18 protein-coding genes are annotated in these 26,109 nt (G+C 73.4%); 10 read left to right on the top strand and 8 right to left on the bottom strand.

What is annotated here, in order from left to right; all coding sequences use genetic code 11:
* The first annotated feature begins 179 nt into the window (after window positions 1–179).
* Window positions 180–1,223, top strand: coding sequence for an AI-2E family transporter (locus tag JT362_RS11885; protein WP_260191185.1), 1,044 nt, complete (start codon window positions 180–182; stop codon window positions 1,221–1,223).
* Window positions 1,224–1,226: 3 nt separating this feature from the next.
* Here the strand turns inward: JT362_RS11885 and JT362_RS11880 are convergent, their stop codons facing one another.
* The 7 genes from JT362_RS11880 to JT362_RS11850 all read right to left on the bottom strand — a co-directional run bounded on the left by JT362_RS11880 (window position 1,227) and on the right by JT362_RS11850 (window position 11,606).
* The gene (locus JT362_RS11880) at window positions 1,227–1,451 is read right to left on the bottom strand and encodes a DUF2630 family protein (RefSeq protein WP_260191184.1); all 225 of its coding nucleotides are present in this window, start codon (window positions 1,449–1,451) and stop codon (window positions 1,227–1,229) included.
* 51 nt (window positions 1,452–1,502) lie between these two features.
* On the bottom strand, window positions 1,503–3,227 hold the full coding sequence (gene treZ / locus JT362_RS11875; RefSeq protein WP_260191183.1) for a malto-oligosyltrehalose trehalohydrolase: 1,725 nt from the start codon (window positions 3,225–3,227) through the stop codon (window positions 1,503–1,505).
* Window positions 3,227–5,470, bottom strand: a complete 2,244-nt coding sequence (gene treY / locus JT362_RS11870) for a malto-oligosyltrehalose synthase (RefSeq protein WP_375546480.1) — start codon at window positions 5,468–5,470, stop codon at window positions 3,227–3,229. Before treY ends, treZ begins: the two co-directional genes overlap by 1 nt.
* 614 nt (window positions 5,471–6,084) lie before the next feature.
* Window positions 6,085–8,259 carry a glycogen debranching protein GlgX gene (gene glgX / locus JT362_RS11865; RefSeq protein ID WP_260191182.1) on the bottom strand — a complete coding sequence of 725 codons (2,175 nt, stop codon included), beginning with the start codon at window positions 8,257–8,259 and terminating at the stop codon, window positions 6,085–6,087.
* A 91-nt stretch (window positions 8,260–8,350) separates the two neighbouring features.
* Window positions 8,351–10,285: a 4-alpha-glucanotransferase gene (malQ, locus tag JT362_RS11860; RefSeq protein WP_260191181.1), complete on the bottom strand. Its 1,935-nt coding sequence runs from the start codon at window positions 10,283–10,285 to the stop codon at window positions 8,351–8,353.
* A gap of 20 nt (window positions 10,286–10,305) precedes the next feature.
* Entirely contained in the window at window positions 10,306–10,668 is a 363-nt protein-coding gene (locus JT362_RS11855; RefSeq protein WP_260191180.1) for a hypothetical protein, read from the bottom strand.
* A 119-nt stretch (window positions 10,669–10,787) separates the two neighbouring features.
* Entirely contained in the window at window positions 10,788–11,606 is an 819-nt protein-coding gene (locus JT362_RS11850) for an SGNH/GDSL hydrolase family protein (protein ID WP_260191179.1), read from the bottom strand.
* Between the two features lie 183 nt (window positions 11,607–11,789).
* Between JT362_RS11850 and JT362_RS11845 the strand changes: the two genes are divergently transcribed.
* The 5 genes from JT362_RS11845 to JT362_RS11825 all read left to right on the top strand — a co-directional run bounded on the left by JT362_RS11845 (window position 11,790) and on the right by JT362_RS11825 (window position 18,554).
* Window positions 11,790–12,062 carry a DUF2277 family protein gene (locus JT362_RS11845; RefSeq protein ID WP_260191178.1) on the top strand — a complete coding sequence of 91 codons (273 nt, stop codon included), beginning with the start codon at window positions 11,790–11,792 and terminating at the stop codon, window positions 12,060–12,062.
* 148 nt (window positions 12,063–12,210) lie between these two features.
* Window positions 12,211–14,808, top strand: coding sequence for a class III lanthionine synthetase LanKC (gene lanKC, locus JT362_RS11840; protein ID WP_260191177.1), 2,598 nt, complete (start codon window positions 12,211–12,213; stop codon window positions 14,806–14,808).
* Between the two features lie 25 nt (window positions 14,809–14,833).
* Window positions 14,834–14,986, top strand: coding sequence for a SapB/AmfS family lanthipeptide (locus tag JT362_RS11835; protein ID WP_260191176.1), 153 nt, complete (start codon window positions 14,834–14,836; stop codon window positions 14,984–14,986).
* 90 nt (window positions 14,987–15,076) lie between these two features.
* Window positions 15,077–16,723: an ABC transporter ATP-binding protein gene (locus tag JT362_RS11830; RefSeq protein WP_260191175.1), complete on the top strand. Its 1,647-nt coding sequence runs from the start codon at window positions 15,077–15,079 to the stop codon at window positions 16,721–16,723.
* A 139-nt stretch (window positions 16,724–16,862) separates the two neighbouring features.
* Window positions 16,863–18,554: an ABC transporter ATP-binding protein gene (locus tag JT362_RS11825; protein WP_260191174.1), complete on the top strand. Its 1,692-nt coding sequence runs from the start codon at window positions 16,863–16,865 to the stop codon at window positions 18,552–18,554.
* Between the two features lie 2 nt (window positions 18,555–18,556).
* Here JT362_RS11825 and JT362_RS11820 read toward each other — a convergent pair whose 3' ends face one another.
* Window positions 18,557–19,168 carry a response regulator transcription factor gene (locus JT362_RS11820; protein ID WP_260191173.1) on the bottom strand — a complete coding sequence of 204 codons (612 nt, stop codon included), beginning with the start codon at window positions 19,166–19,168 and terminating at the stop codon, window positions 18,557–18,559.
* Between the two features lie 523 nt (window positions 19,169–19,691).
* Here JT362_RS11820 and JT362_RS11815 point away from each other — a divergent pair.
* The 4 genes from JT362_RS11815 to JT362_RS11800 are packed head-to-tail and all read left to right on the top strand — an operon-like array spanning window position 19,692 to window position 26,048.
* Window positions 19,692–21,491, top strand: a complete 1,800-nt coding sequence (locus JT362_RS11815; RefSeq protein WP_260191172.1) for an ATP-binding protein — start codon at window positions 19,692–19,694, stop codon at window positions 21,489–21,491.
* Between the two features lie 9 nt (window positions 21,492–21,500).
* The gene (locus JT362_RS11810) at window positions 21,501–22,658 is read left to right on the top strand and encodes an exonuclease SbcCD subunit D (RefSeq protein WP_260191171.1); all 1,158 of its coding nucleotides are present in this window, start codon (window positions 21,501–21,503) and stop codon (window positions 22,656–22,658) included.
* The gene (locus JT362_RS11805) at window positions 22,658–25,093 is read left to right on the top strand and encodes an AAA family ATPase (protein WP_260191170.1); all 2,436 of its coding nucleotides are present in this window, start codon (window positions 22,658–22,660) and stop codon (window positions 25,091–25,093) included. Before JT362_RS11810 ends, JT362_RS11805 begins: the two co-directional genes overlap by 1 nt.
* A 10-nt stretch (window positions 25,094–25,103) precedes the next feature.
* The gene (locus JT362_RS11800) at window positions 25,104–26,048 is read left to right on the top strand and encodes a DNA double-strand break repair nuclease NurA (protein WP_260191169.1); all 945 of its coding nucleotides are present in this window, start codon (window positions 25,104–25,106) and stop codon (window positions 26,046–26,048) included.
* Window positions 26,049–26,109 lie beyond the last annotated feature (61 nt).

The raw sequence follows: 26,109 nt of genomic DNA, 5'->3' as shown, positions 1-26,109 counted from the left end.
CCGATGCGGGCAGGGCTCAGGCGGCTGGCGCCGGGGTGGCCGGCGGAGTTGATGTGGGCAGGGCTCAGGCGGCTGGCGCCGGGGTGGCCGGCGGAGTTGATGTGGGCGGCGGTGGCGCGGCCGATGCGGATGCGGCTGGTGGGGCAGGCGCGGGTGCGAGCCGTTCGGCGGGGGCGGCGGTGAAGCGTCGGTGGGGTTGGGGGGACGGGTGGATCGGGCGGCTTGCTGTTCGGGCCGCGCAGTTGGTGATCGTGGCGGTCGCGGTGTGGGTTGTGGGGCAGGTGTTGGGGCGGGTCACGCTCGTGGCGGTCTCGGTGGCGGTCGCGGTGTTGTTGGCGGCGCTCCTGGCGCCGGGGGCGCGGTTTCTCGCCGAGGGCGGGGTGCCGAAGGTCTTGGCGACGCTGCTCGTCGTCCTGGGCGGGCTGGCCGTTGTCGGAGGGCTGATCGCGTTCATGGTCGGGTCGGTCATCGGGGGGTTGCCGGACCTGGAAGCCCGGTTGGCGGAGAGCTACGACCAGCTGCGCGGCTGGCTCGGCGGGCTCGGGATCAGCGGGGAACAGCTCGACCGGATGGTCGCCGACGGCCGGGAGTGGGTGGCGCGGAACCAGTCCAACCTCATGTCGGGGGTGTGGGGTGTCCTTTCCACCGCGGGCACGCTGCTGGCGGGGATCGCGCTCGCGGTCTTCCTGCTGGTCTTCTTCGTGCACGACGGGGAGCGGCTGTGGCGCGGGATGCTCCGGCCGCTTCCTCGGGCCACTCGGGAGCGGGTGTTCGACGGGGGACGGCGCGCGTTCCGCGACCTCACCTCGTTCGTGCGGACGACGTTGGTGGTCGCCCTGATCGACGCGGTCGGGATCGGGGTCGGGTTGTGGATCACCGGGGTGCCGCTGGTGTTGCCGCTGGCGGGGCTGGTGTTCCTCGGCGCGTTCGTGCCGTTGGTCGGCGCGTTCGTGTCGGGGTTGGTGGCGGTGCTGGTCGCGCTGGTCACCCAGGGACCCGTGATCGCGCTGATCGTCGTCGGGATCGTGGTGTTGGTGCAGCAGCTGGAGGGGAACCTGCTCGAGCCGCTGCTGATGAGCCGGTCGGTGCGGCTGCACCCGGTCGCGGTGATCGTCGGGGTGGCGGTCGGGGCCGAGTTGGCCGGCATCGCGGGAGCGCTGATGGCGGTTCCCGTGATGACGACGGTGCGTAGCGCTGCGGCGCCGGCGCTGCCGCCCGAGTGACGGTTACTGCAGGTAACCCTCGACGACGTTGCCGGGGCGTGCTTCCGCGTCGTCGGGGTTCTCGCCCGCGGTGCGGCGGGCTCGACGCTGCCGGAGGAGGTCCCAGCACTGGTCGAGCTCCACCTCGAGTTCGCGGCGCCGCACGGTGTCGGCGTCGCCACCGCGTTCCAGCTCGTGCTCCTCGGCGATCAGGTCGCCGATGCGGGCCGCGATCTGCTTGTCGTCCATGCCTCCATGCTGGCACGACGCGCGCCGGCGGGCTCGTCGTCGGAACCGGCGTCAGAAGACGGCGAACGTGTCGGGGGGAAGCGTGACGTGGGTGCCGGTCACCTCCGGTTCGGTTGACGCGAGTAACGGCTCGCCCGGTGGCCGGTCGAGCGGGATCGTGGCCGAGGCGCCGCCGAGGTTCACCACGACGCGGCGGTCGCCCCGGTGCAGGACCAGGCAGGCGTCGTGGGTGTCCACGTGGAAGCGGTCGAGTCTTGGGTCGGCCAGGTCGGGGTGTGCGCGGCGGAGGGCGATCAGGGCGCGGTAGGTCTCGTACACCGTTCGGTGAGCCGGGTCGTTCAGCTCGGACCAGGGCAGGGTGGAGCGGGTGACGGTCGCGGGGTCCATGGGATCGGGTACTTCCGCCTCGCCCCAGCCGTGCTCGGCGAACTCCTTGCGGCGGCCGTCGCGGACCGCGGTGGCCAGGTCGGGGTCGGTGAACGAGGCGAAGAACTGCCACGGGGAACTCGCCGCCCACTCCTCGCCCATGAACAGCATCGGCGTGTACGGCGAGCACAGCACGATGGCGGCGCCGCAGAGCATCCGGGCCGCGGGGATCGTCGCGGTCATCCGGTCGCCCTGGGCGCGGTTGCCGATCTGGTCGTGGTTCTGCAGGTAGCAGAGGAAGCGGTGGCCAGAGTGTCGGCGGGGGTCGATCGGACGGCCGTGGGTCCTGCGGCGGAACGACGACCAGGTGCCCGCGTGGAAGAAGGCGCGGCGCAGCGTGTCCGGCAGGGCGTCCGGCCGGCCGAAGTCGCGGTAGTAGCCGTCGGTCTCGCCGGTGAGGGCGACGTGCAGGGCGTGGTGCAGGTCGTCGCACCACTGGGCGGCCAGACCGTAGCCGCCGGCGTCGCGGGAGGTCACCAGCTTCGGGTCGTTCAGGTCGGACTCGGCGATGAGGTGCAGTGGTCGGCGCAGGCCGGCCGCGAGGGCGTCGACCTCGTCGGCGAGCTCCTCCAGCAGGTGGGTGGCGCCCCGGTCGACCAGGGCGTGCACGGCGTCGAGCCGCAGCCCGTCGAGGTGGTAGTCGCGCAGCCAGCTCAGCGCGTTGTCGATGACGTAGCGGCGGACCTCGTCGGAGTCGGGGCCGTCGAGGTTCAGCGCCGGGCCCCAGATCGTGCTGCCGGCGAAGTACGGGCCGAACCGGTCGAGGTACGCGCCGGACGGCCCGAGGTGGTTGTAGACGACGTCGAGCAGTACGGCGAGGCCACGGGCGTGGCAGGCGTCGACGAACCGTTTGAAGGCGTCCGGGCCGCCGTACGGGTCGTGCACCGCGCCCCACAGCACGCCGTCGTAGCCCCAGCCCGCGGTGCCGTCGAACGCGTTGACCGGCAGTACCTCGACGAAGTCGACGCCGAGGTCGACCAGGTGGTCGAGGCGGTCGAGCGCGGCGTCGAACGTGCCCTGCTCGGTGAACGTGCCGATGTGCAGCTCGTAGATGACGCCGCCGGCGAGCTGCCGGCCGGTCCAGGCGGCGTCGGACCAGGCGAACGCGCGGTGGTCGTAGCGGCGGGACGGGCCGTGCACGCCGGCGGGCTGCCAGCGGGACCTGGGGTCGGGCAGTGGGGTCTCGTCGTCGTCGAGCAGGAACGCGTAGTCGGTGCCGTCCCCGGCGCCCCGGATCTCGGCGTGCCACCAGCCGTGGTCGTCGCGTTCCATGGCGTGGGTGGTGGGGCCGATGGTGAGGCGCACGCGGTCGCGGTGCGGGGCCCAGACGGAGAAGTGCTCGGCGGTCATCACGGCTCTCCGACCAGAAGGGCGACGGGGTAGCGGTCGAGCAGGTCGGCCAGCGGCACGACCGGTGGGACGGGCCGGCGGGTGAGGTGGTCGGTCCAGCGGCCGGGGGGCAGGGCGAGGACGGTGTCCCGCCAGCCGGTGCGGGAGAGCGTGACGGGCAGGCGGGTGGCGACCGCGACCACGCCGGAACGGGCGAACGCGAGCGCGTGGTCGGCGGCCGGACCGTCGGCGCGCAGCGGGCGGTAGCCGGTGAACAGGTCGGGCCGGTCCCGGCGCAGGCGCAGGGCGGTGCGGACGACGTGCAGCTTGACGGCGCCGGTGTCGTCGACGGTCTCGGGCAGCCAGCCGTCCTCGAGGCGGGTGAGGAGGGCGTCGCGGGCGGCGAAGTCGACCGGGCGGCGGTTGTCCGGGTCGACCAGGGACAGGTCGAACAGCTCGGTGCCCTGGTAGACGTCCGGGACGCCGGGGCCGGTGAGGTGCAGGAGCTTCTGGCCGAGTGCGTTGGACCAGCCAGGGCCTGCGACGCGGGCGACGAACGCCTCGAGGTCGGCACGGGTGGTGGTGTCGGCCATGACCTCGGCGGGCCAGGCGGCGACTGCGGCCTCGAACGGCTCGTCGTGGTCGACCCAGCTGGTGCGGAGCTTGGCCTCCTTGGCGGCCTTGTCGAGGTAGGCGGCGAGCCGGTCCGCTGTGATCGGCCAGGCGCCGACGAGGGACTGCCAGGCCAGTAGCTCCAGCGTCGGTTCGCCGAGCGGGTGCCTGGCCGACCAACGGCGCACGGCGGCGGCGAACTCGTGCGGTACCTCGGCGAGGACCGCGAGCCGGGCCCGGACGTCCTCGGAGCGCTTGGTGTCGTGGGTGGACAGTGCGGTCATGCCCGCCGGCCAGCCGGCTTCGCGGGCGGCGGCGCCGGCGTGGAACTCGGCCGGGGTGACGCCGAAGCGGGTGGGGTCGCCGCCGACCTCGTTGAGCGCGGTGAGGCGGGGGTAGCGGTAGAAGGCGGTGTCCTCGTCGCCCTTGGCCACGACCATGCCGGAGGTCTGCTGGACGCGGGTGGCCAGCTCGCCGTCCGGGTCGTCGCGGACGGCCCGGTCGAGCCGGGTGAGCGCGTCGGCGAGGTCGGGGCGGCGTGCGCGGGCGGTGTCGACGGCGGCGGTCCAGTGCGCGAGGCCCTCGGGGAGGTAGGAGCGGTACACGGGGAACGCGACCATCAGCTCGGCGACGGCGTCCTCTGGCACGTCCGGGGCGAGCGCGGCGATCCGGCGCAGCTCGGCGACCAGCGAGCGGTCGGTGATCATGCGGCGGCTGCGGGCCTCCTCGACGGCGAAGTCGGGTGCGGCGGCCAGCTCGGTGAGCGCGGGCTCGCCGCTCGGGTCGACGAAGACGCCGCAGACCTGGCGGAGGGCGTCGTAGCCGGTGGTGCCGTGGACCGGCCAGGAGGCGGGAAGTTCCTCACCGGGGGCGAGGATCTTCTCCACGACGAGCCAGCAGTCGGCGGCGTCGCGGAGGCGGGCGAAGTAGCCGCCGGGGTCGGCGAGGCCGTCGGGGTGGTCGATGCGCAGGCCGTCGACCTCGCCCGCGCGGACCCAGCGGAGGACCTCGGCGTGGGTGGCGTCGAACACGGCGGGATCCTCGACGCGGACGGCCGCGAGCGAGGTGATGTCGAAGAACCGGCGGTAGGTGAGCTCGGCGTTGCCGCGGCGCCAGTGGACGAGGCGGTAGTGCTGGCGTTCGTGGACCTCGGCGGGCGTGCCGTCGCCGGTGCCGGGGGTGATGGGGAACTCGTGCTCGTAGTAGGCGAGGCGGTCGTCGCGCAGTTCGAGCGCGCCCTCGTCGCCCAGGACGGGGAGCAGGATCGGGCCGCGGGACCAGTCGATGTCGAAGTACCCGGCGAAGGCCGACTCCGGGCCGTGGGTGAGGACGTCCCACCACCAGGGGTTGGCTGCGGGGACCTCGACGGACATGTGGTTGGGCACGAGGTCGACGACGAGCCCGAGCCCGTGTTCGCGAGCGGCGGTGACGAGCCCGCGGCGGGCGGACTCCCCGCCGAGCTCCGGGTTGGCGCGGGTGGGGTCGACGACGTCGTAGCCGTGGGTCGAGCCGGGAGCGGCGGCGAGAAGGGGCGAGGTGTAGACGGCGCCGACGCCGAGGCGGTGCAGGTAGGTCACCAGCGAGGCGGTGGCGTCGAGGTCGAAGGTGGGTCGCACCTGGACGCGGTAGGTGGAGCTGGGCACGTGGGTCACGCGAGTTACCTCGGGTTGGACGGAGTCGGCGTGGTCGGCTGCGGGTTGTGGTCGGGGAGCGGGTGCGTGGGTTGTGCTGAGCGTGGGCGGTGGTGCGTGGGGTTGGGCGGTGCGTGGGTGACGGTGCGAGGGGTTGGGCGGTTGTGCGTGGTTGGGCTGAGCGTCGGCGGTTGTGGGTGGCTGGGCGGCTGCGTAAGTGGCTGTGCGTGGGTTGGGCGGTGCGCGGGGCGGCGGTGAGTGTTTGGGTTGTGCGCGGGCGGCGGTGGGTGGTTGGGCGGTGCGTCGGCGGCTGCGCCTGGGTTGGGCGGGTGCGTGAATTGGGCTATGCGTGGGCGGTTGTGGGCGGGTGCGTGGGTCGGGCTGTGTGTGGGCGGTTGTGCGTGGTTGGGCGGGTGCGTGGGTTGGGCTATGTGGGCGGTTGTGCGTGGTTGGGCGGGTGCGTGGGTTGGGCTATGTGGGCGGTTGTGCGTGGTTGGGCGGGTGCGTGGGTTGGGCAACGCGTGGGCGGCTGTGCGTGGTTGGGCGGTGGTGCGCGGGGCGGCGGTGCGTGGGTTGGGCTGTGCATGGGCGGCTGTGCGTGGGTTGGGACGAGCGCGGATGAATCGGGCGCGTGGTCAGGTTGGTTGGGCGGTGCGTTGGAGGACCAGGAGCGAACGGCCGGTGACGGTGAGGTTGGTGCTCGCCTTGGCTGTTTTGGGGCTGGAGGGGGTTTCGCCGGCTACTACGCCTACCACCACGCCTCCTCCTGAGTCGGAGGAGACTTCGCCGGTGGCGGTGTCGACTACGACTGTCCACTCGGCGCCGTAGTCGGGGTCGGGGAGGGTCATGTCGATGTCGTCGTGGTGGGCGTTGAAGCAGAGGAGGAACGAGTCGTCGGTGACGCGGTCGCCTCGGCGGTCCAGGTCGGGGATGCCGTCGCCGTTGAGGAAGACCATGATGCTGCGGCCGAACCCCGACTCCCAGTCCTGTTCGGACATCTCCTCGCCCGACGGGGTGAACCAGGCGATGTCCCGGAGCTCGTCGCCTCGGCGGATCGGGCGGCCGTTGAAGAAGCGGCGCCGCCGGAACACCGGGTGGTTGTGTCTTAACGCGATCACGGCGCCGGTGAAGTCGACCAGGTCGCCGTTGGTTTCCAGCAAAGACCAGTCGACCCAGGACAGCTCGTTGTCCTGGCAGTAGCCGTTGTTGTTGCCCTGCTGGGTGCGGCCGAGCTCGTCGCCGTGCAGGAGCATCGGCACACCCTGGGACAGCAGGAGGGTCGCGAGCAGGTTCCGGCGCTGGCGGGCCCGGAGGTCGAGGATCTTCTCGTCGTCGGTGGGGCCCTCGGTGCCGCAGTTCCACGACCGGTTGTCGTCGGCGCCGTCGCGGTTGCCCTCGCCGTTGGCCTCGTTGTGCTTCTCGTTGTAGGAGACCAGGTCGTTGAGGGTGAAGCCGTCGTGCGCGGTGACGAAGTTGATCGACGCGTACGGGCGGCGGCCGTCGTCCTTGTAGAGGTCCGACGAACCGGTGATGCGGGAGGCGAACTCGCCGAGCGTGGACGGCTCGCCGCGCCAGAAGTCGCGCACCGTGTCCCGGTACTTCCCGTTCCACTCCGTCCACAGTGGAGGGAAGTTGCCGACCTGGTAGCCGCCGGGGCCGACGTCCCACGGCTCGGCGATCAGCTTGACCTGGCTGATCACCGGATCCTGCTGCACCAGGTCGAAGAACGTGGACAGGCGGTCGACGTCGTAGAACTCGCGGGCCAGCGTCGCGGCGAGGTCGAACCGGAAACCGTCCACGTGCATCTCGGTGACCCAGTACCGCAGCGAGTCCATGATCAGCTGCAGGGTGTGCGGGCTGCGTACGTTCAGCGAGTTGCCGGTGCCCGTGTAGTCCATGTAGTAGCGGCGGTCGTCCTCCACCAGGCGGTAGTAGGACTCGTTGTCGATGCCGCGCATGGACAGCGTGGGGCCGAGGTGGTTGCCCTCCGCGGTGTGGTTGTAGACCACGTCGAGGATCACCTCGATGCCGGCCTCGTGCAGCGCGCGGACCATCGCCTTGAACTCCTGGACCTGGCTGCCCGGCATCGTGTTGGCCGCCGCGTACCCGTCGTGCGGGGCGAGGTAGGCGATCGTGTTGTAGCCCCAGTAGTTCGACAGCCCGCGCTCGGTGAGCCCGTGGTCGTGCAGGAACTGGTGCACCGGCATCAGCTCAACGGCGGTGACGCCCATGTCGAGCAGGTACTCGATCATCACCGGGTGCGCCAGGCCGGAGTAGGTGCCGCGCATCTCCTCCGGGATCTCCGGGTGCAGCTTGGTGAGGCCGCGTACGTGCGCCTCGTAGATGACCGACTCGTTGTACGGGATGTTCGGCGGCCGGTCGGTGGCCCAGTCGAAGAACGGGTTGATCACCACGCCGCGCGTGGTGTGCATGGCTGAGTCGGCGTCGTTGCGCTGGTCCGGCTTGCCGAACGGGTAGCCGAACACCGACTCGTCCCAGTCGACGTGGCCGCTGACCGCCTTGGCGTACGGGTCGAGCAGCAGCTTGTTCGGGTTGCACCGCACGCCGTCGCGCGGTTCGTACGGGCCGTGCACGCGGTAGCCGTACTCCTGGCCAGGGCCCACGTTCGGCAGGTACCCGTGCCACACGAAGCCGTCGACCTCCGGCAGCTTGACGCGGGTCTCGGCGCCGGACGGGTCGAACAGGCACAGCTCGACCCGCTCCGCGACCTCGGAGAAGAGCGCGAAGTTGGTGCCGGCGCCGTCGTAGGTGGCGCCGAGCGGGTAGGGGGAACCAGGCCAGGGCTGCACGGGTGCTCCTCGGTGGGGTCGAAGCGATCGACATCCACGTTATCGGCTGAAACAGGGGTGAAATCGCGAATGGAACTTTTGTTCGGAATGATCATCCGATCGTGTCCGGGGGTCGCTCGGTACGGAGGGTGGCGAGGGCGCGGACGACTACGGGGTGTTGAAGAAATTCGGCCACGGTGACCGCAAGGGGGATACGCCAGTTGGGGTACTCGTCGACGGTTCCGGGCAGGTTCGGCTGGCGCGGCTCGCCCATCGCGTCCTGTGGGGAGGTCAGCAACAGCGTGCTGGCCGACGTCGCGAGCAGCGCGTGCAACGCGACGACGAGGTCCTCCTCGGTCGCCTCCTCCGGCAGCAGCCCGTGCTCGGCCAGCTCCGCGAGCAGCTCGTCCCGGTCGGCGGCGGCGCGCTCCCGCTCGGCAGCGGGATCGGCCAGCAGCCCAAGCTCGGCGCGCACCCGAACGTGCTCGCCGCGCAGGAAGCCCGCCGCGGTCGGCAGGTCGTGGGTGGAGATGGAGGCCATCGCGTCCGATGGCCAGCGGGCCGGGGGCAGCAGCGGCTCGCCATCGGCCTGCTCGTCGCGCTCGAACCACAGCACCGACGAGCGCAGCACGCCCCGTTCCCGCAGCGTCGCGCGGACCTCGTCGGACACCGTGCCCAGATCCTCGCCGACGACGATCGCCGACGCCCGCCGCGCCTCCAGCGTGAGCACCCCGAGCAGCGCGTTCGCGTCGTAGTGCACGTAGGTGCCCTCGCTCGCGGGACGCCCCGGCGGGATCCACCACAGCCGCCACAGGCCCATCACGTGGTCCACCCGGATCCCGTCCGCGTGCGCCAGCACCGCCCGGATGACGTCCCGGAACGGCTCGTACCCGGCCGCGGCCAGCCGGTCCGGGCGCCACGGCGGCAGGTTCCAGTCCTGGCCCTGCTGGCTGAACGCGTCCGGCGGCGCCCCGACGGTGACCTCGGAGGCCAGCACGTCCTGCAGCGCCCAGGCGTCCGCGCCGGCCGGGTCGACGCCGACCGGGAGGTCGTGCACGACCCCGACCCGCATGTCGGCCGCCGCCTCCCGCACCGACGCCAGCTGCGCGCGGCACAACCCCTGCACCCAGGCGTGGAACGCGGCCCTCGGCGCGGTGAGATCGGCGCCGCGCGGATGCCGCAGCCCGGCGGGCCAGGTACGCCAGTCGGGGCCGTGTTCCTCGGCGAGCGCGCAGAACGCGGCGAACTCGGCCAGGTCCGGTTCGGGTTCGGGCACCGGGCCGGCGTGCCGCCACAGCACCTCCAGCGCGGCGAGCTTGGCCGCCCACACCGCGTCGTAGTCGATCAGCTCGGCGCCGGGCGGCGGGGCGAGCGCGGCGACCTCGGCCCGCACCCGTTCCGGCGCGCGGTGGAACGCGTCGGTCTCGGTGATCCGCAGGTACAGCGGGTTCGCGAAGCGCCGGCTGGACGGCGAGTACGGCGAGCGCTTGACCGGCTTGACCGGGGTGATCGCCTGCACCGGGTTGACCAGCAGCACGCCGGCGCCGAGCCGGGCCGAACCGCCGACGAGCTCCCGCAGGTCGGCGAAGTCCCCGATGCCCCACGAGCCCGGCGAGTGCAGGGCGTAGAGCTGCGCCATCAGGCCCCAGGCCGGCGGCACCGGCGGCAGCGCGGGCGGCGCCACCACCACGGGCACGCGTTGGTCGCCGAACGACAGCGAGTGGTAGCCGAGCGGCAGGTCGCCGGGCAGCCGGTCGTGCACGGGACGCACCGTGCCGTCCTCCAGCGTCAGCTCACCGGTCACGCTCAGCACCGGCGACTCGCCGGCACGCACCACCAACGGGTCCGGCACCGTCACTCGGCCGTGTCGGCGCAGGGCGTCCGACAACTCGGTGCGCACGGTCGCGGAGGTGCCGGCGTCCACGCCGAGTTCGGCGAGCACCGCCACCACGACGTCCTCGGCCACCTCGACCCGGCGGCGTTCGGTGTCCTCGTACCAGGTCGCGACCCCGTGCGCGGCGGCGAGCGCGCGCAGCTCAGCGTTCATGCACGTCCGTCCGCGACCGGTCAGCGCCGGGCGACCGGGGGAGCGAGGTCCTCCCGTGCGGTCAGCAACGCGGTCCTGGCACCGTCCGGGTCGGCCGCGCCCAGCCGGACCCGCGCGTCGCGGACGGCGTGCACGGCGTGTTCGACCCGGCAGGTGTCGCCGGTCGCCGCCGTCCACGCCAGGCCGCCGACCAGCACGTCCTCGAGCCGGCGCAGTACCGGCCCGTCCGGGGTGCCGTTCGCGGCGAGCTCGACGAGGACGGCGTCGACCGCCCGACGCAGTTGCTCACCCGGTCGGGGTAAGGGCCGCTCGTGGGCGACCGCGGCCGGAATCCCGGCTCCGAATTCGTGATGGAGGTCGTCGGACAGTCGTTGCTTGGCCACGATGGCTCCCGCCGCGCTGAAAGGCTTCGCAGGGCCGGCCGGTCCCGCGGCCGGCGCGTTCCCCGATCCTCGCACGCGTAAACCATTACCGCCCATCCCGGCCGCCCGACGTCACCCGGTCAGACGTCGGTCAGGCCGGGTGACGTGGCCGCCGCGCCGAGCCGGGAGCCCACCAGCGGCGTGTACCCGTTCGCCTGCCCCGCGGTGTTCGGGTGGTAGGACTCGAGGATCGGGTTGGACAGGCCGTTGATCCACTCGACGTCGTCGCACACCGCGTGTCCGGTGAACGCGGCGCGGACGTCGACGAACGCGAACCCGTGCGCGGCGGCCCGTCCGCTGATCGTGGTGGCCAGCAGGTCGGCGGTGGCGTTGAGCGCGGTCTGCTCGGCCCGGCTGATCCTGGCGCCGAAGTTGCACGACTCGCCGTTGAACAGGCGCGGGTAGCCGACCACCGCGACCCGCGCGTTCGGGGCCCGGTCGCGGATCTCGGTGTAGAGCCCGTTCAGCAGCCCGGGCAGGGTGTTCCGGATGAAGGCGTTGGCCGCCTCGATGTCGCTCGTGCAGGTCCACGGCCACGGCAGGGCGCACTGGGTGATCACGTCGGCGAACCCGGCGTCGTTGCCGCCGACCGAGACGGTGACGAACGCCGTGCCGGCGTTCAGGCTGCCCAGTTGGCCGCGTACGTCGGGCACGCGCGCGCCGGAGCAGGCGGCGAAGGTCAGCGGCGCGCCGAGCCGCTGGGCGACGAGCACCGGATAGGCGCGCGGGGAGCGGTAGCAGTCGCCGCTGTCGGCGTAGTAGGTGCGGGTGCCGACTCCGGAGGAGTAGGAGTCGCCGAGGGCGGTGTAGGCGCCGGCCGCCGCCTGCGCGGTGTGCGCGCCGGTGACGGTCAGTGCGGCGGTGAGGGCGGCGAGGAGCAGGGCTCGGACGGTGCGCATGGGCTGCCTCCACACGGGCTCGGTCCGGGTGCAGGGGTTCCCGGACTGGTACCAGCGTGCGGATCCGGTGTGGACGGCGGCAATCGGCCAACAAGGTACCGATTTTCCCGGTATGGGAACGTTTGGCAACTTTCCGTCTATGTTGGGACCGGACTGTCGGCGGCGCGCCGTACGCTCGGGGGCATGTGCCGGAACATCACCGCCCTGCGCGGGCTCGAACCCGTCGCGACCGCCGAGGAGATCGAGGCCGCCGCCCGCCAGTACGTCCGCAAGGTCAGCGGCGTCCAGTCGGTGTCGGACCGGACGCGCGAGCCGTTCGAGGCCGCCGTCGCCGCCGTCACCGAGGCCACCACCCGCCTGCTCGCCGAGCTGCCGCCCCGCAAGCAGCCCCCGACGACGGTGCCGCCGCTGCGCCGCCCGGAGGTCCGGGCCCGGCTGGCGGCCAAACAGCGGTGAACCCCTCGGCGGGTGCGGATCGCACATCGTCGGCCATGACATCCGCGTGGTCGGGCGGTGACGATATGCACTGATGGTCGGCTCCGACCATGCAGCACGATGGCTCTCGTCCACAGTGGCCCGACCACCGGCCGACGAGCGGAGCAGCATGGATCAGGACTACCAACCGTTCTGCATGGCGGATCCGTCCTTCTACGACGCCCTGCACTCCGAGCGCACCGCCGGGGAGTCCTTCGCCACCGCCGCCCGCCCGCTGCCCGACGGCTGGACGCTGCGCGAACAGGACGACTGGCTCGTCGTCGACCCGGCCCGACGCCAGGACCTCCCCCTCCAGGGCTGGAAGATCCACGCCTCGGCCACCGCCGACAACGCCGAACGGGTCCTCGACACGATCTGGGACTACTGCGTCCCGCGCGGCATCTCGTTCAAGTTCCTCCGGTCGGCCACCGCCCTCACCGCCCGCGTCTCCAAGTACGCCCCGCGCGGTTACAGCGGCAAGCTCGTCACCATCTACCCGCGCGACGACGCGGCCTGCGAGACCATGCTCACCGAGCTCGGCCGGCTGCTCGACGGCGAGCCCAACCCGTACATCCTCAGCGACCTGCGCTGGGGCAAGGGCCCGCTCTACGTCCGCTACGGCGCCTTCGCCAACCGGTACACCGTCGACGAGCGCGGCGAGGTCATCGAGGCCATCGCCGACCCGGACGGCAACCTCGTGCCGGACCGGCGCGACCCGGTCTTCAAACCCCCGCCCTGGGTGACGCTGCCCGACTTCCTCGCCCCGCACCTCGCCGCCCGCAACGCGGTCACCACCACCGACCTGCCCTACCGGATCGAGGAGGTGCTGCACTTCTCCAACGGCGGCGGCATCTACCTCGGCCGCGACACCCGCTCCGGCGAACGGGTCGTGCTCAAGGAGGGGCGCCCGCACGCCGGCCTGGACGCCCGGGGGCACGACGCGGTGCGCCGGCTCGGCCGCGAGCACGAGACGCTGCGGCGCCTCGCCGGCATCCCGGGCATCCCGGCGGTGCACGACATGTTCTGGCTCGGCGAGCACCGGTTCCTGGTGATGGAGTACGTCGAGGGCGACGTGCTCGGCAAGGCCATCGTCACCCGCTACCCGATGATCGACCCGAGCGCGACCGCCGACGACTACGCGGAGTTCACGCGCTGGGCCACTGGCATCCACGACCAGGTGGCGGAGACCATCGCCCAGGTGCACGAACGTGGCGTCGTGTACGGGGACCTGCACCTGTTCAACATCATCGTGCGACCCGACGACACGGTCGCGTTGCTCGACTTCGAGGTCACCTCCGACGTCGCGGACGCCGAGCGGCCCGGTCTGGGCAACCCCGGGTTCACCGCGCCGCGCGCCACCCGAGGGTTCGACATCGACCTGTACGCGCTCGCCTGCCTGCGCCTCGCGCTGTTCCTGCCGATGACGAACCTGCTCGGCCTGCACCGGGTCAAGGCGCGGCACTTCGCCGACGTCATCGCCGAGCACTTCCCGGTCGACCGGGCCTTCCTCGACCGGGGCGTCGAGGTGATCGTCCCGCCCGACACCCCCGCGACGACCGCCCCCTCCACCGAGCCAGGGGAGTGGCCTCGACTGCGCGACGACCTGGCCCGCGCGATCCTGACCAGCGCCACCCCCGACCGCGACGACCGGCTGTTCCCCGGCGACCCGCAGCAGTTCGCGGTCGGCGGCCTCGGCCTCGCCTACGGTGCCGCCGGCGTGCTCTACGCCCTCGACGTCACCGGTGCCGGCCGCTACCCCGAGCACGAGGCATGGCTGCTGCGCCGCGCCACCGACCCGCCGTCCGGCTCCCGGCTCGGCCTCTACGACGGCCTGCACGGAGCCGCGTTCGCCCTCGACCACCTCGGGCACCGGCAGGAGGCCCTGGACGTCGTCGACATCTGTCTGCGCGAGGACTGGGAGAAGCTCGGCCCCGACCTGGCCGGCGGCCTGTCCGGGATCGGGCTGAACCTGCTGCACCTCGCCGACGTCACCGGCGAGCCGGCGCTGCGCACGGCCGGGCTGCGGGCCGCCGAGCTGGTCGCGAACCGGGTGCCGCCGCTGCCTGAGCCCGACCCGGACGCGCCCCCGCCCGTCTCCGGCGGCGGGCAGCCCAGCGCCGGGCTGCTGCGCGGGTGCGCCGGCCAGGCGCTGCTGCTGCTCCGTGCCTACGACGAGACCGGCGAGGACGCCCTGCTCGACCGCGCCGCGCTCGCCCTGCGGCACGACCTGCGCCGGTGCGTCACCCGCGACAACGGCACCCTCGAGGTCAACGAGGGCTGGCGCACGATGCCCTACGTGGACGGCGGCAGTGTCGGCATCGGCATGGTGCTCGACGAGTACCTGACCCGCCGGCCCGACGGCGAGCACACGGCGCGGTTCGCCGAGGCGAGCGAGGGAGCCTGGCGCGCCGCGCAGTCCGCGATGTACATCCTGCCCGGCCTGTTCACCGGCCGCGCCGGGATCCTCTACTACCTGGCCGGCCGAGGCGCCACCGGCGAGTCACTGCACCGGCAGGTGCGCAACCTCGCCTGGCACGCGCTCCCGTTCGGCGACGGTACGGCGTTCCCCGGCACCGGCCTGCTGCGGCTGTCGATGGACCTCGCCACCGGCACCGCGGGCGTGCTGCTCGCGCTCGGCGTCGCCCTGCACGAGCACCCGGTGCACGCGCCGGGACTCGGCCTCGCGGCCGTCCCCATGACCCCCGCGCCGTCCGGCGCGGGTCGGTAGGAAATCCCCACTCAAGGAGAACACGATGGCGCTTCTCGACCTGCAAGGCATGGAGACCGCCCCGCAGACCGGCGGCCACGGCGGTGGCAGCTCCGCGTCGGGGCACTCGTGCCCGAGCAACCTGAGCCTCACCCTCTGCGGCGGCACCAGCGGGCTGTCCCTGCTGATCTGCCACTGACCCGAGCGGTCGGAAGGCGGACCGCGGTCCCGGACGACTGGCGTTCGTCCGGGGCCGCGGCCCGTCCCGCAAGTCTAAACGGGAGCACCCATGACCACCTTCGGCTCGATCGCCCGGCATGCCGGTGGTTGGCTCCCGGTGATCGGCGCGGCGTCGCTGCTCGGCATCCTCGGCACGCTCGCGCTGCCGATCGTGCTCGGGCGGGCCGTCGACGCGATCGTGTCCGGTGTGGACGGCGGGCTGTGGCTCGCGCTGGCCGCCGGGCTCGTCCTGCTCGGCGTCGTGGTCGACCTCGTCGACGCGTTCGCCGGGACCGCCTGCGTCGCCGGCACCACGGCCTGGCTGCGCGAGCGGCTGGTGCGCCACGTGCTCGCCGCGGGTGACAGCGGGCGGCGCGGGTTCGAGACCGGTGACCTGGTCGGCCGGGTGTCCGGCAACGCCGCGGAGGCCGCGCAGGCCGGGCCGAGCCTGGTCACCGTCGGCAGCGCGTTCCTGCCCCCGGTCGGCAGCCTGGCGCTGTTGGTCTACCTGGACGTCTGGCTCGCCGTCGCGTTCCTCGCGGGGGTGGCCCTGGTCGCGCTGGTGCTGCGGGCCTTCACCCGGCGGACGGCGAGCGCGGTCACCGCGTACCTGACGACGCAGGGCCGGCTCGCCGGGCGCCTCGCCGAGTCGCTCGCCGGGGCCCGCACGATCGCGGCCGCCGGCACGCTCGAGCGGGAGCGGCGGCGCGTGCTCGCTCCGCTGGGGCGCCTGCACGAGGAGGGCATGCGGAGTTGGCGGGTGCTGGCGACGTCGGCCGCGCAGGGGGCGGTGGTCGGGCCGCTGGTGCTGGTGGCGGTACTGGTGACCGGGGGGTTCGCGCTGCACGGGGGGCGGATCACGCCGGGGGAGCTGTTCGCGGCGAGCCAGTACGCGCTGCTCGGAGCCGGGTTGGGCGGGCTGACCAGCGTCTTCGCCCGGCTGGCGCGGGCGCGGGCCGGCGCGGTGCGTGCCGGGGAGGTGCTGGCGGTGCCGGTGTTCGGGCACGGGTCCGGGGAGCTTCCGGCCGGGCCGGGGCGGCTGGAGCTGCGCGGGGTGACCGTGCGGGCCGGCGACGCGGCGCTGCTGTCGGACGTGGACCTCGACCTGCCGGGTGGGGGGTCGGTGGCGGTGGTCGGGCGGTCCGGGGCGGGCAAGTCGGTGCTGGCGGCGCTGGCCGCGCGGCTGCGGGATCCCGACGAGGGCGTGGTGCTGCTGGACGGGGTGCCGCTGGCGTCGCTGTCGCACGACGCGCTGCGGGGGGCGGTCGGGTGCGCGTTCGAGCGGCCGGTGCTGGTGGGGGCGACGGTGGCGGAGGCGGTCGCGCCGGGGGCGGCGGCCGGGGACGTCGAGGCGGCGGCCAGGGCGGTGCACGCGCACGAGTTCGTCAGCCGGCTGCCGCACGGGTACCACACGCCGCTGGCGTCGGCGCCGATGTCTGGCGGGGAGCGGCAGCGGCTCGGGCTGGCGCGGGCGTGGCCGGCGGCGCGGCTGCTGGTGCTGGACGACGCCACGTCGAGCCTGGACATGGTCACGGAGTCCCGGATCAGCCGGACCCTCACCGAGAGCGGTGACCGCACCCGACTGGTGGTCACCCATCGCCAATCGACCGCCGAGCGCGCGGACCTGGTCGTGTGGCTGGAGGCCGGCCGCGTCCGCGCCGTCGCCCCGCACGCGGACCTGTGGACCGACCAGAGCTACCGGGAGGTCTTCGCATGAGGCGGACCGGGAACGTACGACTCGCCGGACGGGAGCGTACGACTCGCGCGACGGGAGCGTACGACTCGCGGGACGGGAGCGTACGACTCGCGGGAGGTGCCCATCGTGACCACCGGGGGAGATACGGGGAGGTGGGGCTGTGAGGCGGGAGATCCGGTACGCGGTGGGGTCGTTGCGGCGGGGGCCGGTGGTGCGGTTGGTGGGGTGGTCGGTGCCGGAGGCGTTGCCGGCGGCGGCGTCGGGGCTGGTGGTGGCGCGGGCGGTGGACGACGGGTTCCTCGCCGGGCGGCCGCTGGTGGGGGTGGGATGGCTGGTGGGGCTGGTGGTCATGTCGGCCGTCGGCGCGGTGGGCACGCGGATGGTGTTTCGGCGGCTGGGGGATCTGGCGGAGCCGTTCCGGGACGACCTGGTGCGGCGGGTGGTCGGCGGGGCGTTGCGGCACGCGGTGGACGGGCGGGGGGACGACGGGGCGGTCGCGCGGCTGACCCGGCAGGTGGAGATCGTGCGGGACACCTACGCGGGGCTGCTGATGGCGGTGCGCGGGTTCGTCGTCACCGTGGTGGGGGTCGTGGTCGGGTTGCTGTCGGTCGCGCCGGTCGTGGCCGCGTTGATCGTGCCGCCGTTCCTGCTCGGGCTGGTCGCGTTCGTGGGGATGCTGGGGCTCGCGGCCAGGCGGCAGCGGGAGGCGGTGCTGGCCGACGAGCGGCTCGCCGCCGCGGCCGGGAGCGTGCTCGCCGGGGCCAGGGACATCACCGCGGCCGGCACCGAGGAGCACGCCGCCGCGATGGTCGCCGGGCCGGTCCGGGAGCAGGCCCTGGCCGAGCGGCGGCTCGCCGGGGTCGCGGCGCTGCGCACGCTCTGCTTCGCCGTCGGCGGGTGGCTGCCGCTGCTGGTCGTGCTGTTCGCCGGCGGCTGGCTGGTCGACCGGGGGCTCACCGCCGGCACCATCATGGGCGGGCTCACCTACGTCCTGTTCGGGCTCCAGCCCGCGCTGCAGAACCTGGTCAGCGGCGTCGGCGGCAGCGGGCTGCGGTTCGTCGTCACCCTCGGCCGGATCCTCGACGCGACCACCGTGCCGCCGGACCCCGCGCCCGACCGCCGACCGACCGACGGGCACGACCTCGTGCTGCGCGGGGTCACCTTCGCCTACGGGCCGCACGCCGAGCCGGTGCTGCGCGATCTCGACCTCACCGTCCCGGCCGGCGCGCACCTCGCGGTCGTCGGCCCGAGCGGGATCGGCAAGTCGACGCTGGCGAGCCTGCTGTGCGGGCTGCTGCGGCCCGACGCGGGCACGGTGACCGTGGGTGGGGTGCCGACCGCCGAGCTGCCGCCGGACCGGCTGGCCGCGCTGCGCGTGCTGATCCCGCAGGAGGCGTACGTGTTCGCCGGCACCGTGCGGGAGAACCTCACCTACCTGTGCCAGGACGATCCGGCCGACCTCGACCAGGCCGTCGCCGCGGTGGGCGCCGAGGACCTGGTCGCCCGGCTCGGCGGGTACGCCGGCGAGGTGCGGCCGGCCGAGTTGTCGGCGGGGGAGCGGCAGCTGCTCGCGCTCGTCCGGGCCTACCTCTCGCCGGCGCCGGTGGCGGTGCTGGACGAGGCCACCTGCCATCTCGATCCGGTGGCCGAGCGGCGCGCGGAGGAGGCGTTCGCCGCTCGGGGCGGCACGCTGGTCGTGATCGCGCACCGGACCAGCTCGGCGCTGCGTGCGGATCGGGTGCTCGTGCTCGACGGCGCCGGCGCCCGGTACGGCGACCACGAGACGCTGGCCGCCACCTCGCCGCTCTACCGCGAGCTGGTGGCCGCGGGCCGGCCGGCCGTGCGGCTGTAGCGCTACAGCCAGCCGGCCTCGCCGGCGATCCGGATCGCGTCGATCCGCGTGCGGGCGCCGGTCTTGTTCATCGCGCTGGACAGGTAGTTGCGGACGGTGCCCTGGGACAGGCACAGCTCCTTGGCGATCTCCGGCCCGCTCGCGCCACCCGCGGCGAGCCGGAGCACGTGTAACTCTCGCGGGGTGAAGGGGTTGCGCCCGGCCGAGAGCGCCGCCGACACCAGGTGCGTGTCGATCATGGTGTCGCCGCGTGCCACCCCGCGGATGGCGGCCAGCAGACGCGCGGCGGACGCGTTCTTGTCGATCAGCCCCGGGACGTTCGCGGCGAGCAGCCGTTTCAGCAGGCCCGGCGGCTTGGGCGCGGTGAGCGCCACGATCCGGCAGTCCGGCAACCGGCGGCGCAGCTCGTGCACCGTCGACAGGCCCCCGATCTGGGGCACGTCCGCCGCCACCACCGCGACGTCCGGGCGCAGTCGCTGGGCGACCGAGACGACCTCGGGAGCGCACTTGAGGTCCGCGACGACCTCCATGTCGTCCTCGTCGGAGAGCACGCTGACCAGTGCCGTGCGCAGCAGCTCCATGTCCTCGGCGAGCAGGACCCTGATGGACCTCACGTCCGTTCGCACGTCCGCGTGTCGTACCGCCATGCCTACCTCCCGGGCGTGAGGGATCGCCTTCCCATTAAGAGTTCCGACTGCGTCATATTCCCGTTACAGGTTTCCTTCGGTTGGAGTAGTCGGTCACGGCGCGAATTCGTTGAAATATCTACCCGAAATATTTCGCAACTTACTCCGCCTGGAGTAAGCCGAGGTGCGAATGAGTGTGGTAACCGTGGTTCGTCGCTCTGTCGGGTGACCTGCCAGGACGTTCGAAGATCGTCCTCCGTTCGGTATCGCCGTTACCGGATCGTCGGCGCGTCGAGTCCGCGTTCACCCGTTCGTGTTCACCACTTTGCCGCCCGGTCGAGCGCGGGGATTTCCGGAGTTTCTCGGCCGTCCGGGAGCGATCGTTTTCCGTCCCCTTCGGAATGATCTCCGCCGGCCAGGGGCGACAGGCCAGGCCGACGCTCCCCGGCGGAGTCGGGGCCCGGACATAGACTGGCGGCCCCGTCCCCGAGGAGCCACCCGAGGAGCCACCGTGACCGAACCCCAGGCGAACGGCGCCGCGCCGGCGGACCTGGTGTCGCCGGACGGCAGGACGCCGGTGGGGCTCGTGGTCGGCACGGTGTCGGCGAGCCCGCTCGAGTTCTCCGTCGGTGTCGCGCCCGACCAGTTCCTGCAGCTCGACGACGTCGTGGTCACCCGGCGCGCCCTGCCGGACGGCGGCGAGGTGCGGATCGCCGGCGTGGTCACAGGAGTCGAGGCGGGTCACGAGGGCGCCCGGTTCGCCTCCGACGTGTTCCTCATCGAGCAGGGCGCGCTGCCGGCGGAGGTCTCCGAGGTCGCCGAGGTCACGGTCACCCGCGTGGAGCCGGAGGTCTACGTGCCGCCCCGGCCGGGCACCGCCGTGGTCCGCGCCACCGGCGCCGACCGGGACTCCGCGCTCTACTTCGACACGATGGCCGACGCCAAGCTCCCGGTCGGTCTCGGCCGCGACGGGCAGCCGGTGTACCTCAACTTCGAGTTCGTCGACGGCACCCGGGGCGGGCACGTGTCGATCTCCGGCGTCTCCGGCATCGCCACCAAGACCAGCTTCGCCACGTTCCTGCTGCACTCGATCTTCAACTCGGGCGTGCTGGCCGGCGAGGCGCACAACACCAAGGCGCTGATCTTCTCGGTCAAGGGCGAGGACCTGCTGTTCCTCGACTACGCCAACGCCCGGCTCACCGAGGAGTTCCGCGCCCGCTACGCCCACCTCGGCCTGCCCGCGGACTCGTTCCGCAACGTCCAGGTGTTCGCCCCGCCCCGGCCGGGCGACCCCAGCGGCACCCCGGACGTGCGGGCCAGGGACAAGGCGGTCAGCCCGTTCTACTGGACGCTCGCCGAGTTCTGCGAGCAGGAGCTGATGCCGTTCGTGTTCGCCGACGGCGAGGACGAACGCAGCCAGTACACGATGCTGATCGGCCAGGTCGCCGCCCGGCTCAAGCGTGACCACCAGAAGGTCGGCAAGGACGGCGCCGTGCAGGTCACCGGCGTCGACCCCGGCCGGGGCGGGCAGCTGCGCAGCTTCGAACAGCTCGTCGGCCTGATCGAGGACGAGCTGCTCGACGAGGACACCCGCCGCGACTGGGTCGCCGGCTCCACCTCCACCGGCAGCGTCAACGCCTTCCTCCGGCGACTGCGTTCCGCGGTCCGCCCGCTGTCCACGATCATCCGGTCCGACCTCGCCGACCGGGGCGACCGGTCGCTGTCCACCTCACAGGCCCAGGTCACCGTCGTCGACCTGCACAACCTGCCCGACCGCGCGCAGCGGTTCGTGGTCGGCGTGTCGCTGCGCCAGGAGTTCCGCCGCAAGGAGGAGCAGGGCACCGCGCGCCCGCTGATGTTCATCGTGCTCGACGAGCTGAACAAGTACGCCCCGCGCGACGGGGACAGCCCGATCAAGCAGATCCTGCTCGACGTCGCCGAACGCGGCCGGTCCCTCGGCGTGATCCTCATCGGCGCCCAGCAGACCGCGTCCGAGGTCGAGCGGCGGATCGTCGCGAACTGCTCGATCCGCGTCGCCGGCCGGCTCGACCCGGCCGAGGCGTCCCGCCCCGAGTACGGCTACCTGCCGCCGGCCCAGCGCCAGCGCGCAACGATCGCCAAGCCCGGAACGATGTTCGTCTCGCAGCCCGACATCCCGGTGCCGCTCGCGATCGAGTTCCCCTTCCCCGCCTGGGCGACCCGTTCGTCGGAGAAGGGCACCTGGAACGGCGTCGACACCGGCCCGGCCACGCCAGAGGACCCGTTCGCCGGCATGGGCGCCGACGATGACGACGACCCGCCCCCGTTCTAGAGGACGCACATGAAGATCCTGCACACCGCCGACTGGCACGTCGGCAAGGTGCTGAAGAACCAGCCGCGCATCGACGAGCAGAAGGTCGTGCTGCGTGACCTGGTCCGTATCGCCGACGAGGAGGACGTCGACCTGGTCGTGGTCGCTGGCGACCTGTTCGAGACCGCGGCGCCCAACCCGCAGGCGCAGGGTCTGGTCATGCACACCCTGATGGCGTTGCGGGCCGAGGGCCGGCACGTCGTCGTGCTCGCCGGCAACCACGACAGCCCGCGACTGGTGCACGAGGTGTACCGCCCGGTGCTGGGTGAGCTCGGCATCCACGTCGTCGGCACCCCGCAGCGCCCCGACCGCGGCGGCACGGTCACCGTCGACACCCGCTCCGGCGAGCGCGCGGTGGTCGCGGCGCTGCCGTTCCTGTCCCACCGCTACGCCGTGCGCGCCGCGGAGGTGCTGCTGCACGACCCGTCGCGGCACAACCAGGACTACGCCAACCGCGTGCGCGCGATCGTCGATGTGCTGTGCCGCGGGTTCACCGCCGACACCGTCAACCTCGTCACCACCCACGCCACCCTGCTCGGCGGCCGCTGGGGCGGCGGCGAGCGCGCGGTGCAGACCCTGCTCGGCTACGAGATCCCGCCGGACACGTTCCCGACCAGCACGCACTACGCCGCGCTCGGCCACCTGCACCGCTACCAGCAGATCGACGGCCCGTGCCCGATCGCCTACTCCGGCTCGCCGATCGCGCTGGACTTCGGCGAGGAGGCCAACGAGCCGGTCGCGCTGGTCGTGCACGCCACCCCGGACAGCCGCGCGAAGATCCGCCCGGTGCCGCTGACCGGCGGCCGCCCGCTCGCCACCCTGCGCGGCACCCTCGACGAGGTCGTCGCCGCCGGCGAGGAGGCCGGGGACGCGTTCCTGCGGGTCGTCCTGACCCAGAAGGCCGCCGCCGGGCTCGCCGACCAGGTCCGGGAGAAGCTGCCGAACACGCTCGACGTGCAGATCGACGAGAAGTTCCGCGCCCGCACCGAGTCCACGGTGACCCGCTCCCGGATCGGCCGCTCGCCCACCGACCTGTTCGCCGACTTCCTGTCCGAACGCGAGATCGACGACCCCCGGCTGGGCGAGATGTTCGCCGAACTGCTGGAAGAAAGCACCGGAGGCCGCTGATGCGCCCACTGCGCCTGATGTTCGAGGGCTTCGGCAGCTACCGCGACCACACCGACGTCAACCTGTCCGATGTGGACTTCTTCGTGCTCACCGGGCCCACCGGCGCCGGCAAGTCCACGGTGATCGACGCGCTCTGCTTCGCCCTCTACGGCACGGTTCCGCGCTGGGGCAAGAAGGACGCGATCCGCAACGCGCTCGCGCCGTCGGTGAACGAGGGCAAGGTCTGTCTCGTCTTCGAGGCCGCCGGCGGCCGGTACGCGGCGGTCCGGCTGCTGCGCCGGTCCGCGCAGGGTGCCGTGCAGACCAAGGAGGCGCGGCTGGACCGGCTCGACGCGAGCGTGCCGCCGGACGCCGACCTGACCAAGATCCTCGAGGCCGTCGCCGAGTCGCTCGCCGAGGGCGACAAGGTCACCGGCGCGGTCGCCGAGCTGCTCGGCATCGGCTACGAGCAGTTCACCCAGTGCGTCGTGCTCCCGCAGGGCCGGTTCGCCGAGTTCCTGCAGGCCAAGCCCGGTGACCGGCAGGACCTGCTGATCCAGCTGCTCGCCTTCGCCGTCTACGAGGACGTCGGCCAGCGGGCCAGGGCACGGGCGAGCGCCGCGTCCGGGAAGCTCGAGATGGCCCAGAAGCGGCTCACCGAGCTGGGCACGGTCACCGACGACGTGGTCGCGGCCGCCTCCCGCAAGGTCCGGGAGCTGGCCGACCTGGTGCCCACCGTCGACGAGGCCGTCGAGGAGATGGCCGGCCTGCGCGCCAGGTGGACCGAGGCCAACGCCGCGGCCGCCGCCGCCCGCGAGCAGCTCACCGGGCTGGCGTCGCTGCGCCGGCCGGGCGACGTGGTCGACCTGGCCACCCGGCTCACCCTCGCCGACGAGGCGGTCGGCCGCCGCGCCGACGAGCGGGCCGTCGCCGAGAAGGAGGAGGCCGACGCGGAGGCCGCCCGCGCCGGACTCCCGGAGCTGACCGTCCTCCAGGGCTGGCGCACCGCGCACACCCGCGCCGCCGCGCTCGCCGACCGCCTCGACCGGCTGCGCGCCACCGCCGCGAACGCCGAGGCCGCCGAGGAGACCGCCCGCGCCGAGTCGGCCGCCGCCGAGCGGGAGCTGGCCGACGCCGAGACCGCGCGGGCCGACGCCGACCGGGCGCACCGCGCGGTCGCGCTGGCCGCCGACCTCGCCGAGGGTGAGCCGTGCCCGGTGTGCCGCCAGCAGGTGCACGACCTCCCCCAGCACGACGTCCCCGCCGACCTCGACACCGCCATGAACGCCGTCCGGGCGGCCAAGTCCCGGGTCACCGCCCAGGGCCGCGCGTACACCGACGCTGGCAAGGCCGCCGCCGAGGCCCGCGCCGAGGTCGCCTCCGCCGAACGGCAGGCCGCCGACCTCGCCGCCGAGCTGCGCGACGCCCCGCCGCCCGCCGAGGTCGACGCCGCGCTGGCCAGCCGGGAGGCCGCCGACGCCGCGCTCGACCGCGCTCGCGCCCGGACCCGCGCGGCCAGGAAGGACGAGGAGGACGCCGCCAGGAAGCGGACCGCGCTCGGCGAGGAGGAGCAGCGGGCCTGGTCCGCGCTGCGGGCCAGTCGCGACCGGTTCGTCGCCCTCGGCGCGCCGCCGGTGGACGGCACCGACCTCGCCGCGGCCTGGCAGTCGTTCCTCGACTGGGCGAAGGACCAGCACACCGAGCTGTCCGGGCGGGCCGCCGAGCTGGAGCTGGCCGAGAACGAGCTGCGCACCCAGGGCGGCACCGCCCGCGCCGCGCTCACCGACCTACTGGACCGGCACGGGATCGCGCTGGCCCGCGACGCCAAGCCGGACGTGGTGCTCGCCTCGCACCTCGCCGGTGCCGAGCGCGACCTCGCCGACCTGCGGGCGCGCCGGGAGCAGTCGGCGGCGCTGGCCGAGGAGGTCGAGCGGTGCCGCGAGGAGGAGCAGGTCGCCAAGTACCTCGGCAACCTGCTCAAGTCCAACGGGTTCGAGGCCTGGTTGTGCGCGGAGGCGCTGGACTCGCTGGTCACCGAGGCGTCGGAGATCCTGATGCAGCTCTCCGGGGGCCAATACGAGCTGGTGCGCGCCGCCCGCAACGAGCTGGTCGTGCTCGACCACAACGACGCCGGCACCCAGCGCCCGGTGAACACCCTGTCCGGCGGCGAGACGTTCCAGGCCTCGCTCGCGCTCGCGCTGGCCCTGTCCCACCAGGTCGTCGACCTGTCCGGCGGCCGCCGCGACCTGAACTCGATGTTCCTCGACGAGGGCTTCGGCACCCTGGACGAGGCCACCCTGGACACCGTGGCCGCCACCCTGGAGCGTCTGGCCCAGGAGACCGACCGGGTGGTGGGCATCGTCACCCACGTCCCCGCCCTGGCCGAACGCGTCCCGGTCCAGTTCGCGGTCACCCGCGACGGCGCGTCGTCCCGGCTCCAGCGGGTCGAGGTGTGATCGTGGGCCTATGACGGGATTGCTCTCACCGCCGTCGTACACGGTCGACCCGTGGGACCCCGGGTACGGGGTCGCCCGGGGCGACGAGCTGGACGGGCGGGAGTCGTCGGCGACGCTGGAGCTCGACCTGGAGCTACCGGCGTCCGAGTGGCGTCCGGTCACGCCCGGGGGTGGTCCGCTGCCCGGCTCGGTGCTGTTCCTGGACGGGGTGCGCCGGATCGACGCGCGGGTGTGGGTGCACGCGGACGAACCGGAGCCGCAGCCGGGCGTGGTCGCCTCCCTGGCCGCCGGCCTGGTGTGCTGCGACAGCTCCGCCCGGATCCTCGACGTCGCCGTCGACCGCGGCCTGTACGCCGAGACCGGCGAGGACATCAAGACCCGGCACGCGACCTACACCTTCCGCCACACCCCGGGCGGCCTGGACAAGCTGACGCTCGGCGTGCAGGCCAGGCTGGCCGCGCTGGAGGTCGAACTGGCGACCGCGTGGCGCCGGGACTCGAACGTCGAGGACGACCTGCTGGTGGTCGACGGGCCACTGCGCGGGCGCACGCACCTGGCCAGGACGGTCGGCTACGTCAAGACCCACCAGAAGTCCTACCTCCAGCCGGAGCAGGCCGCGGTGGTGGCGGCGCTGGAACCGGGGCAGCGCAGTCCGGTGTTCGGCATGGGCACCTCGTGGGAGCGGACCTCCTGGTACCTGCGCCTGCCCGGCGCGACCAGGGCGCCCTGGTCGGCCGTCGTCCGCCTCGAATGCGCCGCCGACCTGCCGACCGAGGACGCGCGAGCGCTCGCGGACGTGACCGCCCGGGTGCTGCCGACCCTGGCCAGCTCCCCGCACAAGGACCCACGCGCCCCGCAGAACCTCGTCCCGATCGGTGGCCTGGAACGCCAGCTCCGGCACCGCCTCGGCGACGCCGGACTGCTCTACCGGGCCCTGCGCGGCGCGCTCGCCTAGCCGTACCACGATTGGGCGTCCGGTGGCGCGGGTAGTCACGGGTTCCGACGAGATGGGAGGT

The organism is Actinophytocola gossypii (assembly GCF_025165815.1).
Taxonomy (GTDB): Bacteria; Actinomycetota; Actinomycetes; order Mycobacteriales; family Pseudonocardiaceae; genus Actinophytocola; species Actinophytocola gossypii.
This window is presented reverse-complemented; position numbering and strand designations above follow the sequence as displayed.